This is a genomic window from Ligilactobacillus faecis (assembly GCF_029889745.1).
Taxonomy (GTDB): Bacteria; Bacillota; Bacilli; order Lactobacillales; family Lactobacillaceae; genus Ligilactobacillus; species Ligilactobacillus faecis.
Genome location: NZ_CP123639.1, coordinates 73136 through 87585 on the forward strand (window position 1 = coordinate 73136; position 14450 = coordinate 87585).

12 protein-coding genes are annotated in these 14450 nt (G+C 40.1%); 2 read left to right on the forward strand and 10 right to left on the reverse strand.

The window, feature by feature from the left end:
- Window positions 1-30: 30 nt before the first annotated feature.
- The 9 genes from zwf to QFX10_RS00390 all read right to left on the reverse strand — a co-directional run bounded on the left by zwf (window position 31) and on the right by QFX10_RS00390 (window position 11245).
- Window positions 31-1506, reverse strand: coding sequence for a glucose-6-phosphate dehydrogenase (zwf, locus tag QFX10_RS00350; RefSeq protein ID WP_280606312.1), 1476 nt, complete (start codon window positions 1504-1506; stop codon window positions 31-33).
- A 63-nt stretch (window positions 1507-1569) separates the two neighbouring features.
- The gene (gene accA / locus QFX10_RS00355) at window positions 1570-2343 is read right to left on the reverse strand and encodes an acetyl-CoA carboxylase carboxyltransferase subunit alpha (RefSeq protein ID WP_280606313.1); all 774 of its coding nucleotides are present in this window, start codon (window positions 2341-2343) and stop codon (window positions 1570-1572) included.
- On the reverse strand, window positions 2343-3185 hold the full coding sequence (gene accD, locus QFX10_RS00360; RefSeq protein ID WP_280606314.1) for an acetyl-CoA carboxylase, carboxyltransferase subunit beta: 843 nt from the start codon (window positions 3183-3185) through the stop codon (window positions 2343-2345). The genes accA and accD overlap by 1 nt, the downstream gene beginning before the upstream one ends.
- Window positions 3186-3398: 213 nt before the next feature.
- A complete protein-coding gene (accC, locus tag QFX10_RS00365; RefSeq protein WP_280606315.1) occupies window positions 3399-4766 on the reverse strand; it encodes an acetyl-CoA carboxylase biotin carboxylase subunit in 1368 nt (455 codons plus the stop codon).
- 20 nt (window positions 4767-4786) lie between these two features.
- On the reverse strand, window positions 4787-5197 hold the full coding sequence (locus QFX10_RS00370; RefSeq protein WP_280606316.1) for an acetyl-CoA carboxylase biotin carboxyl carrier protein: 411 nt from the start codon (window positions 5195-5197) through the stop codon (window positions 4787-4789).
- Window positions 5198-5305: 108 nt separating this feature from the next.
- Window positions 5306-6154, reverse strand: a complete 849-nt coding sequence (locus QFX10_RS00375) for an alpha/beta hydrolase (RefSeq protein WP_280606317.1) — start codon at window positions 6152-6154, stop codon at window positions 5306-5308.
- 193 nt (window positions 6155-6347) lie between these two features.
- Complete coding sequence (locus QFX10_RS00380; RefSeq protein ID WP_280606318.1) at window positions 6348-8543, reverse strand: alpha-galactosidase; 2196 nt, start codon at window positions 8541-8543, stop codon at window positions 6348-6350.
- Window positions 8544-8581: 38 nt separating this feature from the next.
- Complete coding sequence (gene galT / locus QFX10_RS00385; RefSeq protein ID WP_280606319.1) at window positions 8582-10063, reverse strand: UDP-glucose--hexose-1-phosphate uridylyltransferase; 1482 nt, start codon at window positions 10061-10063, stop codon at window positions 8582-8584.
- An 18-nt stretch (window positions 10064-10081) separates the two neighbouring features.
- Entirely contained in the window at window positions 10082-11245 is a 1164-nt protein-coding gene (locus tag QFX10_RS00390) for a galactokinase (RefSeq protein WP_280606320.1), read from the reverse strand.
- 254 nt (window positions 11246-11499) lie between these two features.
- Between QFX10_RS00390 and QFX10_RS00395 the strand changes: the two genes are divergently transcribed.
- Window positions 11500-12513 carry a LacI family DNA-binding transcriptional regulator gene (locus QFX10_RS00395; RefSeq protein WP_280606321.1) on the forward strand — a complete coding sequence of 338 codons (1014 nt, stop codon included), beginning with the start codon at window positions 11500-11502 and terminating at the stop codon, window positions 12511-12513.
- Window positions 12514-12673: 160 nt separating this feature from the next.
- On the opposite strand, the gene QFX10_RS00400 is transcribed toward QFX10_RS00395, so the two are convergent.
- Window positions 12674-13924, reverse strand: coding sequence for an RNA-guided endonuclease InsQ/TnpB family protein (locus QFX10_RS00400; protein WP_280606322.1), 1251 nt, complete (start codon window positions 13922-13924; stop codon window positions 12674-12676).
- Window positions 13925-13998: 74 nt separating this feature from the next.
- Here QFX10_RS00400 and tnpA point away from each other — a divergent pair, with 74 nt between their 5' ends.
- Window positions 13999-14448 (forward strand): IS200/IS605 family transposase, encoded by a 450-nt coding sequence (gene tnpA, locus QFX10_RS00405; protein ID WP_280606323.1) that lies wholly within the window; start codon window positions 13999-14001, stop codon window positions 14446-14448.
- The last annotated feature ends 2 nt before the right edge of the window (window positions 14449-14450 follow it).

Below are 14450 nucleotides of genomic sequence, written 5' to 3' on the forward strand. Positions count from 1 at the left end.
GCGATGACATACGCCTCTTAAATAACTATATCAGTAGATCCAATGATCACCATTTTTTTCCAAAAGTTCAGCTGAAGCTTGTGGCCCCATCGTACCACAAGCATAATTTGGGAAAAAGTCAACTGGAAGATCTTGCTCATCCCAAGCATTTCGGATCGCATCTAAAAATCTCCAAGAATACTTTAATTCATCCCAATGGGTAAAGTTGACTGCATTGCCTTGTAAAACATTTAAGATCAAACGTTCATAAGCTTCAGGGATCTTAGCGACTTGTTCTTTTGAAAGACGATAACCGATCTTAGTTTTTTTCGTTGCAAATTCCTGACCAACTTTTTTCATATTCAAGCGCAGATCAAGTCCAAGATCAGGGTCAATGTTGATCGTTAAAACGTTCTCTGGCTCAATGCCCCCGCCAAATAACGGAGCTTCATTTTTAAAGACGATATCGACTCGAGTCGTCTTTGCTGTCATTCGTTTTCCAGTGCGGATATAAACAGGTACACCAGCCATACTCTTATTTTGGACTTCAAGTTTGCCTGCGACAAAAGTCTCAGTCATCGAATCTGGGTCGATCATATCTTCTTCACGATAAGCGACTTGTTCTTCACCTTCACCATATTGTCCGCGTACAAAATTTTGATAAACTTCTTCTGGCGAATAAACTTTCAATGCTTTGAAAGTCTCAACTTTGGCTTGACGAATATCTTTTTCACTAGCACTCTTAGGTCGATCCATCGTTAAGAGTGAAACGATCTGTAAAATGTGATTTTGGACCATATCTCGTAAAGCTCCTGCAGTTTCGTAATAACCGCCTCGCTCTTCGACCCCTAGCGCTTCACTCAATGTCACCTGAATATTTTTGATATGCTCTTTATTCCATAAAGCACTCCAGATACCATTATCAAACCGCAAAGCCATAATATTTTGGACCATTTCTTTTCCAAGATAATGATCGATCCTAAAAGTCGAATCTTCATCAAAATATCGACTGATCTCATCATTTAATTCTTTAGCACTTTGATAGTCACGTCCAAACGGTTTTTCAATGATCACTCGACCATAACCGCGTTCTGTCACAAGACCTTCAGACCGTAAATATTGACTGATCGTGCCAAAGAAGCGTGGCGACATCGCCAAGTAATAGATCCGATTCCCGCCTAAGTCATATTTTTCATCTAACTTATCGGCTAAAGCTTTTAATTCCTCATAATGTTGTTTATCGTTGACGTTATGTGAGCGGTAGTAAAAATGGCTCGCAAAGTCAGTTGCCTGAGCTTGTGAATCAAACATTCCATCGATCGAACATTTGATCACATCACGATAATAATCATTTGTCCATGGGCGTCGAGCTGTACCGATCACTGCGAAGTTTTTCTTCAAATAACCCCGCTTATATAAGTTGAACAAAGCAGGATAGAGCTTACGTTGAGCTAGATCACCAGTCCCACCAAAAATAATAAAAAGCGCTCGTTGTTCTTCCCTTATCACTTTCAGCACCACTTTCATATTGATTTTAGTTATATTTATTTTACTAATAACCCTTCTTTTTAACAAGTAAATTGTTCAAGATCAAAATTTTCGAAAACGTGCATAGCGTTTTTCCAATAATTCAGTTTGTGATAGGGCTGATAATTTTGGTAATTCTTTTTCTAAGATCGCTCTGATCGCTTCAAGCGTCTGAGTATCATTTGCTTCTTTGATCACACCATCGATCACCTGAGCTTTTAATAAAGCTGTGGGCGTTAGTTGCATCAATTCCGTTGCCTCAGGAGCTAACCGACGGTCTTTCCATAAGATCGCTGCAAAACCTTCAGGTGAAAGAACTGAATAACAACTATTTTCAAGCATATAGACTCGATCACCACAAGCAAGCGCTAAAGCTCCCCCACTACCACCTTCGCCAAAGATCACTGTCATCAGCGGGACTTTTAACTGTCCTAATGTTAGTAAACATTCTGCTAGAGCTTCGCCTTGCCCTTTTTCTTCTGCACTTTTTCCTGGGTAAGCTCCTGCTGTATTCACAAAAAACAATACAGGACGCTTAAACTTTTCCGCTTGTTTGGCGACTCGCAAAACTTTACGGTAACCAGCTGGTGTCGGTGAGCCAAAATGTCTGGCCTTTTTTTCAGCTGGTGAAATGCCTTTATCCGTTGCGATCACTGTTACTGGCTGCCCTAAAAAATAGGCCACCCCCGTAATGATCGCCGGATCATCACCACTTACACGATCGCCATGGAGTTCAAAAAATTCAGAAAATAGGTTCTTTATCAACGTTTGCGTCGTGATCTTTTGATCAGAACGTGCGTTTAAAACGATCTGATGGGCATTCTTTTTTTCTACCATTATTTTTCCACCTCAGTATGCAAGCGTAAAAGTCGTTCTAAAGTTTGCTTTTGGTCTGAACGTTTGACGATCGCATCGATAAATCCGTTTTTTAATACTGTTTCTGCACTTTGAAGGTCTGCTGGAACTTTTTGTTTGAGCGTTTGTTCGATCACCCGTTTCCCTGCAAAACCTATAGTCGCATGTGGCTCAGCTAAAATAAGATCGCCTTGCATCCCAAAACTAGCTGTCACTCCACCAGTCGTCGGATCTGTTAAAACTGAGATATATAAAAGCCCTGCCTGAGCATGCCTAGCCACAGCATTTGAGATCTTTGCCATTTGCATCAAAGAATAGATCCCTTCTTGCATCCTCGCTCCACCTGAAGCGGTAAAAACTACGACTGGCCGCCGTTCTTTAGTTGCTCTTTCAAATAAACGCGTGAGTTTTTCACCTGCCACGGTCCCTAATGAACCCATGATAAAATTCGGATCCATGATCCCAAGGAAAAAGGTCTGCGTTGCGATCCTAGCTTTTCCAGTCAGAACAGAGTCGTTCAACTGTGTAAGAGTTTGGGCTTTCTGTAATTTTTCTGTATAAGTCGGAAAAGCTAACGGATCAGTTGTTTGGATTTCTTGATCCAACTCTTCAAATTCATCGACTAGCCAAATGAGCCGTTTTCTAGCCTTGATCCGAAAACCATAAAAGCACTTAGGACATTGATCATAAACCCCAAGATCTTTATAAAAGATCTCTGCTCCGCATTTGGGGCAGGCTTGCCATAAACCAATAGGTACTTTTTTTGCTGCCTGTAGATCTGCTTTAGGTAGCTTACCTTGTATTTTACTTTCAAATGGTCGCATCAAGTTTTTTGCTATATAATATGTGAGCAAATATAATCAAATTTAGTCTAAATTACATTTGAGAAAAGAATTATATATTTCCTTTCTTGCTTTTATCTACTACTCTCAATAAAAATATTTCCAGCGCCTAAGACCTAAACTGTGACCTATATATTTACCTCACATCTTAGCTTTTCTATAAAACATTAGGTCATAAGTTGCGCTTTTAGATCACTAGTTGACGTTCTTTTTAAAACGTGGTAATAAAACTTTTTCAACGTGATCAGTCTTGGCTTTACCTGCCAAAAAAGTTGCGTCTTCTAAGAGCGCTTTGTGGAAGGCTTGATTCGTTTTAACACCTGAGATCACCAATTCATCAAGTGCCCGCTTTAATTTTTCAAGCGCTTCGGCCCGATCTTTGCCTAAAACGATCACTTTAGCGATCATCGAATCGTAGTAAGGTGAGATCTTAGCTCCTACATAAAGATCAGAGTCGATCCGCATCCCTAAGTTTCCTACAGGAAAATACAAATAATCGACTTGTCCCACAGACGGAGCAAAGTCACACAGTGGGTCTTCAGCATTGATCCGACACTCGATCGCTGTCCCTAAGACTTTGATATCTTTTTGCGTAAAAGGAAGATCTTCTCCGAAAGCGACTTTGACTTGGGCTTTTACAAGATCAACTCCCGTCACCATCTCAGTCACAGTATGTTCGACTTGTAAGCGTGTATTCATTTCCATGAAGTAAAAACGATGCTGTTCATCCATCAAAAATTCTAACGTGCCTGTGTTGCGGTAGTCCAACGCTTCAGCCGCGCGGACAGCCAACTCACCTAAAGTTTTCCGCTCTTTTGGTGAAAGCAGATCAGAAGGGCTTTCTTCTAACATCTTTTGCTTATTTCTTTGTAACGAACAATCACGCTCGGGAAAATAGACTGTATGACCTGCTAAATCACGGAAGATCTGCATTTCAATGTGTTTAACATCTTCCATGATCTTTTCTAAATACATTCGTTCATCGCCAAAGGAAGCTTTAGCTTCTCTTTTAGCTTCATCAAAGGCTTTTTCTAAGTGAGCTTCATCGTCAACCCGCCGAATACCTTTCCCCCCTCCACCAGCAGCCGCTTTTAACAAGACTGGATAGCCTACTTGTTTAGCTACGCGCTTTGCTTCAGTTGCATCGGTCAAAAAACCTTTACTCCCTGGGATGACTGGGATCTGATGTTTTTGCATCTCGATCCGCGCATTTGCTTTGTTTCCCATCAATTCGATCGTTTCTGACCGCGGTCCGATAAACGTCAAGCCACACATTTCACATAATTCTACGAATTGGCTATTTTCAGCTAAAAAACCAAAGCCTGGATGGATCGCTTGCGCCCCCGTCAAAAGTGCGGCAGCCAAAATATTTTTCATATTCAAATATGAATCTTTTGGATGTGGCCCTCCGACACAGATCGCTTGATCGGCTAGATGTACATGCAAACTATCACGATCTTCGGTTGAATAGATCGCAACTGTTTTGATCTTTAACTCTTTTAAGGAGCGGATGATCCTGACCGCGATCTCTCCGCGATTAGCCACTAATACTTTTGAAAACATCGATTTTTCCCCTTTGTAGCCTAGTGCCTTACCTTAAATAATGGTCGCTCATAATCAACAAGATCTTCGTTTTCAACTAAGATCTCAGTAATAACACCAGCTTGAGTACTCTTGACTTCAGTCATCATTTTCATTGCTTCTACGATACAAACGACATCTCCTGGGGAAACATGTGAACCAACTTCGACAAAGGGCTTAGCATCTGGTTTAGGTTGAAGATAGACACTACCAACTAACGGTGATCTGATATAATCTATTGCTTTTTCGTCCTCTGTAACTTGATCCTTGTGGCCTTTTTCATTTGCTTTTACATTCACTGAAGTTTCATTCTTGCTCAAACGAATATGAAATCCATCTGCCGTGATCTCTAACTCACGCATCTCAGAGTTTTCAAAATCATTCATCAATTTTTCGATCTCATTAAAATCCACTTTTGTCACCACCAGCCCAATATGGTCTGGCTTTATCCTTCCTAGATCTCAATTTTTCATAAACAACTATAGCTGGCTTGACCGCATTCGACCAAAAATCACTTTAACTCATTTTTTCCAAATAAAGTCAATGATCGCTCGATCAACTTTTGCACTTTCATGTAGTTTGCTATGTTGTCCTTTTTCCCCCTTGATCTCAAGTTCTTGATATGAACGAGCTCGCCCTTTTAATAACGCGGCTAACGCTTTCGAAGAATCATTATTGACACGCCCGTCTGAATTTGAACCATCGTCAAGGTCGCCATAAATATTCAAAACTTGCACTTGAGCCTTAGGGTATTTCTCTTTCAAAGCTGACAGTTCCTTATAAGTTTCAGTCTGATCGTATGGCAGGCCATTTTCTTGTAGAGCATAAGTTTTAGGCTCATCATTTAAACCTAAGATCCCATTATAATGCCCAGCAAGATCAACTTGTTTTTGGAGCTTAGGTAATGACTTATCTGACGCATTATCTAGCATATAATAAGCAACTGCCATATTGCCCATTGAGTGTGCCACAACATTGAATTTCTTGAAGCCATACGTCTTTTGTAACTTAACTAAAACATTTTTTAAATATTTACCATTTTTATGTTGATCAGTTTGTTTGTTATCAGAAAAATCAACTTCGACTAGTGGATTATACGCATTTTGCGGCAAAACCCCACTCAATTTGACATTTCCATCTTTAGCTACGTTAGCACGGATCACATTTTTAGTCACCCCTGCTTTGACGATCGCTTTTGTCATCTGCTCTTCTGCCCGATAGCTGCTCCCATAACCGTGTATAAACAATGTCGGGATCGTTGTTTTCTCATATTGCTGACTTGCAGTGTCACGCAACGTCTGTTCAACAATGAACCAACCACCAAAAAGCAGTGCACATCCTATGATCAAAGTCCAGATCCATTTTCTCATCTTTTAAGGACTTCAGACTGCATTTGTCTTTTGTCCTTATCTTCAACACCTTTCTCTTTGAACTTTAGCTTTTGTGTCGAGTCCTTAGGGTCAAGTGCCTCCCTTTTTAAGTTGGATACTCAAACAACTTATCATCAAGATTATAGCACAGAAAAAAGCTCTCGTTTGAAAAAATCAAACAAGAGCTTCTTTCTTAATCGAGAGCTTTAAAATGATACATTTGCGCGCTAAAATCATGACGAACGACTGGATCATAAAAACCAAGTTCCATCAATTCGCTCCCAGTAGCCTTTGCTTTTGAAGTCACTTCTTCGTAGACCTTTGCTTCAGCTAATCCAGCTAGTTTCGTTTTTGTCAGTGTTGGCTGTGCTTGTGCCAAACGCCCAAAGTCAAAGACTAAAGCTTCACTTTTATCTTTAGCCACAAACATCCAAGCACATTGATCACCTAAAGCCGGATTTTTCAAGCGGATAAAATCGCCAAACTGTACGAGCGGACGGATCTTTTTATATAATGCGACTTGTTCTTTGACTGCTTGTTTTTCTTCCACCGTCAGTTTTGTCAGATCAAGTTCATAGCCAAAGACCGCACTCATCGCCACAGCACCTCTTGTCTTAAATGGTGTGATTCGACCCGTTTGATGATTTGGAACAGCTGAGACGTGCGCCGTAAAGACTGAAGGTGGGTAAACAAGAGAAGTGCCATATTGGATCGTTTGCCGAGCAAGCGCATCAGTATTATCACTTGTCCATGATTGAGGCATATAGTACGCATAACCAGTGTCAAAACGTCCGCCACCACCAGAGCATCCTTCCCATAAGACATCAGGATATTTAGTTGTCAAAGTCTCAAGCACTTCATACAAGCCTAACATATAACGATGGTAAACTTCACCTTGTTTTTCTTTTGGTAAAGCGACCGAATAAACATCTGACATATGGCGGTTCATATCCCACTTGATGTAGTCGATATAGCCTTCGTCTAACAACGCACTGAGTTGTGCAACGATGTTTTCTCGCACAGCTTTTTGAGTCAGGTCTAAGACATATTGATCACGTGACGGACTTGGAATTCGCTCTGGAACTTGCATCAAATATTCGGGATGCTCTTTATAAAGTTCAGACTCATGCGAGATCATTTCAGGTTCAAACCATAGACCAAATTTCAAACCTTGAGCATGAACATAATCGGCAAAATGTTTAAGACCATTAGGGAATTTCTTAGCGTAGACACTCCAATCTCCTAAAGAAGTATTATCGTTATCACGCTTGCCAAACCAACCATCATCTAAAACAAACATCTCGATCCCAAGTTCTTTTGCCTCGTCAACGATCGTTTTTAATTTTTCTTCGTTAAAATCAAAGTAAGTCGCTTCCCAGTTATTGACTAAAATCTCGCGTTCGCGGTGTTTAAATTTTCCTCGAACGATATGTTCTCGGATCAATTGATGGTAATTTTGACTCATTTCATTTAAGCCATGGCTAGAAAAGGCTAATAAAACTTCTGGTGTTTGGAATGACTCACCAGCTTCGAGTTGCCATTCAAAATTAAAATCATTGATCCCAGCCACGATCCGGGTTTGTTCAAATTGATCTTTTTCGATCTCAAAACTGTGATTTCCAGAATAAACTAAGTTAAAGCCATACACATCACCTGAAAATTCATCTGCTTTATGCTCTAAAACAGCAATAAAACTGTTCATTTGATGGCTCGAAGCTCCCCGACGACTTTCAAAAACTTTACGCCCTTGACCGATCTTTTCCCGCTCAAGATGGCGCTCGTTAGCATGGGCCCCAGGTAAAGAGATCACATCCATATCTTGTCGTAATAGATCCATTTGCATCGAAGCAACTTTTTTCAAAGCAACTTTTGAACTACCAGCATTTGTCACTTTAGCTGAACGAGCAATAATAGCAAGGTCTTTAAAGATCGTATACAAGAGCGTCACTGTGACACCTGTCAGTTCATCTTTTAAAGTGACAGCTAGCGTTTGCGCCTCCTCATCTGTTGCATAGGCAGCCGGGAGTCCAGGCAATTTAGGCTTTCCTGCCGTGATCTTATGCCCTTGATAAACTAAACGTACAGCATAAGAGCCATCTTCATTTTGTAAATCTAAAGCTGGAGTCCGATAATCACAAGCACCAGTTCCACTATATTCTTGGAGCAACGAATCGAGCGAATAAGTGCGGTCCAAACTTCCTGGTAAATTTCCTGAGAAGCCTCGGTCAACTCTTGGGTAGCGCAACTGTCCATGGTAACCTAAAACGCGTTTACCAAAATATAAATGACTTAGGTAGCCACCTTCTTCGATCCCAAAAAGATATGAGATCTTATCGTTGTGTAAATGGAAAACTTTATTTTTTTCATCAAATTCGATCAATTTCTGCATAGATAGTTTCTTCCTTCCAACTTAATAATTGCATTTTTTTATTTTGTTAACCCGACACTTTCTGCAAAACGCATAAAAGCATTTTGACCTGCTTGATCTTGTTTGAAGACTCCTGCATCTTCTAAGACCCGTGTAAATACTTCTCCCACTGCTTCTTTGACCAACTGCTCAACATTTTCTTCAGCCACCTCAGGATGGGCTTGTTTGAGCTCTTTTGCCCATTCTAAATGGTATGGTGCGATCTGATTTGGTCGATCGAGCAAGTATTTCTCTACTTCAACTAACTCATCTTTTAAACGTGGCGGTAAGATCGCAAGCCCCATAACTTCGATCAGACCGATATTTTCTTTTTTGATGTGCTGGACATCTTTATGTGGATGATAGATCCCATCTGGATATTGTTCAGAAGTTTGGTTATCTCGTAAAACAAGGTCCAATTCATAGTTTGTCCCACGTTTACGTGCGATCGGAGTGATCGTATGGTGTGGTTCTTTAGCGGTATAAGCTTTGATCGAAGCTTCTTTATCAGAGTAATTTTGCCAATGCTTCAAGATCTTAGTAGCTAAAGCAACTAAACGTTCCCTATCAGGTCCATTCAAGCGAATGACTGACATTGGCCATTTAACGATCCCGGCTTTGACGTCTTCAAAATCAGTAAAGACTAATTCATTTTCAAGTTGGGCTTTTTCCATGGCAAATGTATGACATCCGCCTTGATAATGTTCATGTGATAGGATCGATCCTCCTACGATCGGCAGATCTGCGTTACTTCCAGCAAAATACCCTGGAAAGCTAGCTACGATCTCGAGGAGTTGGGCAAATGTTTTCGCATTGATCACCATCGGTTCGTGTTTAGCGTCTAAGAAGATACAATGTTCGTTAAAGTAGGCATATGGTGAATATTGAAACCCCCAAGTTTCATCATCAAGTGTAAATCTGATGATCCGGTGATTTGCCCGTGCTGGATAGTCGATCCGACCTTGATAGCCTTCATTTTCTAGGCATAACTGGCATTTAGGATAACCACTTTGCTTCATCGTCTTAGCTAAAGCGATCGCTTTGGGATCTTTTTCTGGTTTAGATAGATTGATCGTGATCTCAAGCTCACCATAGCGCGTCGCAACTTTATAAGCGATATTTTTAGCGATCGCTTTAGTCTTGATGTAATCGTTTCTTTTACTCAACGCATAAAAATCAGCGATCGCTTGTTTTGGATCGACAGCATAAGTTTCATTGAACTGCTTGTTCAAACGACTTGGACACGGTGTGATCAGATCCATCAACTCTGCGCCTAGATTATCTTGTTCATTTAAAGTTTCACCGACAGTTCCATTTTCGACGGCTAAAGCAACAAGTTCATCTTTTAAAGAGATCAATGCTTGGCTTTTAGCCAAACGATCGCTCCCATTTTCACCTACTAAAGCTAAGACGCGGTTTTTTAAATAAATGGTATCTAACTCTTCATAATCACTTACTTCGATCACTTTTTTGACAAAGCGCTCCACTAAAGTCTCTTCCATCTCGATCAATCCCCTATCTTAAAGTTGTTTTGTCCCATCAGCAATCTCAGCAATATAAAAGGCTGGCGCATAACCGATCTTTTCTTCATAAACTTTACCGACATTTTCTTTGAAAGCTTCGACTTGTTCTTTATTGACTATAGCGATCCCACAGCCCCCAAAGCCAGCACCTGTCATCCGTGCCCCTAAAACACCTGGTTGTTGCCAAGCTGTGTGTGCAAGCGTATCTAACTCTTTACCCGTTACTTCATAATCATGTTCAAGGGAAACATGGGAGGCATTGACTAAACGTCCAAATTTTTCTAAGTCATCAGCTTGTAATGCTTCACGTGCTTTCAATGTTCGTTGATTTTCAAAGACTGCATGTCGCGCACGTTTCAAACGGGCTCCGTCGGCGACCAAATAACTATATTCATCAAAAGTCTGTTCATCTAACGCACCTAAACTGTCAACTGTTACACCTTTTTGTAACTCTGCTAATGCTGTCTCACATTCACTGCGCCGTTCATTATATTTAGAATCGGCTAATTCACGCCGTTTGTTCGTATTCATGATCACGATCACATTATCTTTTAGGTCTAACGGAACTAGTTCATATTCAAGCGTATTCGTATCAAGCAAGATCGCTTGATCTTTTTGCCCCATTCCAACCGCAAACTGATCCATGATCCCAGAATTGACGCCAATAAAATCATTTTCTGTTTGCATCCCGATCTTGACTAGATCTAAGCGATCGAGTTTGAGATCAAAAAGCTTTTCAGCGATCACACCCATCAAAAGCTCTAAGGAAGCAGACGAGGATAGCCCCGACCCATTTGGAATATTTCCATTGACATAAACATCCAAACCTTGCTCGATCTGATGCCCTGCTTCTTTTAGAAAATGGATCATTCCTTTTGGATAATTAGTCCATTTATCTGCTTTATCAAAATGAAGATCTGCCAGATCGACTTCAATGATCCCTTCTGTAGCAAAGTTTTCAGAATAGAAACGTAACCGTTGATCGTCTCGCTTAGCAGCTGCACCATATGTTCCAAGTGTGATCGCACATGGGAAAACATGCCCACCATTATAGTCGGTATGTTCACCGATCAAATTTATCCGTCCAGGTGAGAAAAATGTTCCTTCTGCCTCTTTGCCAAAGATCGCTTTAAAACGTTGCTGTAATTCTTCTTTTTTCATTTTGATAGCCTCTTTTCTATTTTAGGTAAGCGTTTTATTTACAAGTATTATTATAGGAGAGCTGACATTTTTTATCAACTATTTTTACTTAATTTTTAGTAAAAATAACTCTAAATTTTTTAGTATATCTTCTATTAATGCTTTTTAGCTTTACTAAAAAAGTGCACAGACTTTCTTTTTTTTACTAGATCTATGCTATAATTGAACAAAACCTCAATTAATTGTTCTAAATATTTAGAAAGGAATTTTGAACTATGGCCACGATCAAAGATATCGCAGCTAAAGCTGGCGTCTCAGCCGCAACTGTTTCACGCGTTTTAAATTATGATGAAACGATGTCAGTTAGTGATAAGACGCGCAACAAGATCTTCAAGATCGCTGAAGAACTTAGCTACGTCAAACATACAAAACAAAAAAAACAGCTTGAACAAAACGAAGAAAAACGTGTTGCGATCATCCAATGGTATACTGAACAAGAAGAAGTCCATGATCTTTACTATTATGCGATCCGTTTAGGGATCGAAAAACAAGCGCATCAATTAGGCTATGAAGTAACTCGAATTTTTCATAACGATTCGCTAGATAAAGCTAAACAAGTTAATGGCGTGATCGCGATCGGAAAATACAGCGTTAAAGAAGCGCAAAAAATCGCTGAACTAAACGACAACCTAGTCTTTGTCGACAATAATATGCTTACAAATGGCTATAACTGCATCGTCTCTGATTTTGAAGGGGCTGTCAAAAGTGCTTTAGACCATTTCATAACTCATGAGCAATTACGGATCGGCCTACTCGCTGGGGAAGAAAAAACCGCCGATCAGACCGATTCACTGATCGACCCACGTTTTCGGACTTTTAAAACTTACTTGAGCGATCTTGGCCTCTATGATCCGCGTTATGTCTATATTGGGAATTTTTCTCCCGAATCAGGTTACCACATGATGCAAACGGCTTTAAAAGAGCTTAAAGATCAACTACCTGAGGCTTTTTTCATTGCTAATGATGCGATCGCAGTCGGCGCTTTACGGGCTTTGCAAGAAGCTGACCTCAAAGTTCCTGAACAAGTGAGTTTGATCTCATTTAACGATACTTCACTTGCAAAATATTCTTTCCCGGCCTTAAGTAGTATCAAAGTTTTCACTGAACAAATGGGAGCTAGTGCAGTTAGCTTACTTGATAACTTAGCAACACAAAAACAACTTGTGCCTCAAATGATCACTTTAAAGACAAAATTGATCTTGCGTGACAGTAGTGTCAACCACCACTGACTAAAGTCAATGGCTTGTGAGCCGAAAATCCTCGTGGATTTCAGACCACAATTTGCGTAGATAGGGACAACTTGCTTGACCAACCAAGGTTGCAATCAAGTAGCGGTCGTCTAATTACCAACGCCTTTTATGTCCCCAGGTTGCCATAGGGACAGATAAGCTAGGCTAGTTTAGCTATTCCCTTATCCAGAATATTCTTAGCTGCATTCCAGTCACGAATATGATGAATACCGCAATTAGGACACGTCCATTCACGATCAGCCAAGGTTAGTTTCTCGGTGTTATTAGTTCCCATGATAAAACTACAATCATTGCAAGTTTGAGTAGTATTTTTCGGGCTGACAGTCACGAACTGATGATTATACAGCTTAGCTTTATAAGCCAACATGCCGAGAAATGTTCGCCAGCCAACGTCAGAAATACTAAGCGCTAAAGCATGATTCTTGAGCATATTCTTACTACGCAACTCCTCAGCTACTACTAAATCGTGGTTCTTGATTAGTGCAGTAGAGATTTGTTGGAGAAAATTATGTCTTTGGTTCATTACTTTGGCATGGAGTTTGGCAACTAACAAGCGTTGCTTTTGGTAATTTTTACTATTCTGTAAAGAGCGATGTTCTTTCTTGGCACGGCGTTGTCGTCTAGATAGAATACGCTGTTCTTTAGCTAATTTGCCTTTAATAGTACGATAATATCGTGGGTTAGGAACTGTGTTACCTTCATTATCGGTTAAGAAATTATCAGTATTAAGATCAATTCCAATATGTCCGTGATTAGCCTTGGACACTTTAACAAAAGGTTCATCTGAAGCTAGTTGCATTGATATGAAAAAGCGATCTGCTGGATCTTTAGTCAAAGTTACTGTGCCAATTCTAGTTTCACACGCTCTTTTCAATAGGCGCGCTTGAGAACCCGCAATCCGTAACCGACCAATTTTAGGCACTTTAACATGGTGCTTATCTAAAAAACATACTGTACCGTTAGTTAGTAACGCAGTCTTTTGCCCTGGGTATTGACAATTAGTTTGATAACGCCAGCGATAACTCTTTCGATGAAATTTAGGAACACCAGCAGTGTGAACCTTCCGAAAGGCATTCCAAGCTTTTCGGTAGTTCTGAATGGCATTAGCTTTCGCCAAACTGTCAATTCGTTTATCTTCTAAAAATTGATAGTGATTAGACATTTGTTTAGCGTTTTGACGCATAGTTAGTTGCTTAATACGCTCCTGGACTGTGTCAATCGGTAACTTAACTCTGCGAAGTTGCATCAGTTCCTTACCGATCGCAACCATTTCGTTATAGATAAAGCGACTAGCGTCACTGTTAATTTTAATCAACTGCTTTTGTTGGTCACTAGGGTAGCAACGCATTTTCAGGCCATAATGATATTGCATTTTCGCCATTGACTTCATTTGATTCCACCTCCTTAATTGATATAATGATATTGTATCATATGTCAATGATAATAAATATAGGGGTAAATAAAATGAGTAAAGATAAAATCAAAGACGCAGTATATACCAGACGATATATCTATAACTTCCATTTCCATCTAATTTGGGTTACTAAATATCGTCATAAAACTTTTACTACTGATGAGTTATCAAACGAAATGAAGGATATCCTATGGCAAGTAGCCGAGGATAACGAAATCGTAATCGAGAAAATGGAAGTTATGCCTGACCATGTTCATGTCTTAATTAGCTTTCCGCCTAGCAAGGCACCGACTAGCGCCATCAAAGCGCTCAAAGGCAGAAGTGCCTTTATTTTCTTACGTCGACACCCGGAAATTCGGCAGTCTCGATACTGGAGTGGTCATTTATGGTCTCCTAGTTACTACATGAGCACGTTAGGTAATATGAGTAAAGAAGTAGTTGAAAAATATATAAACGATCAAAAATACAATGAGATGAAAAAAGCCCCTTACGGAGCTTGATA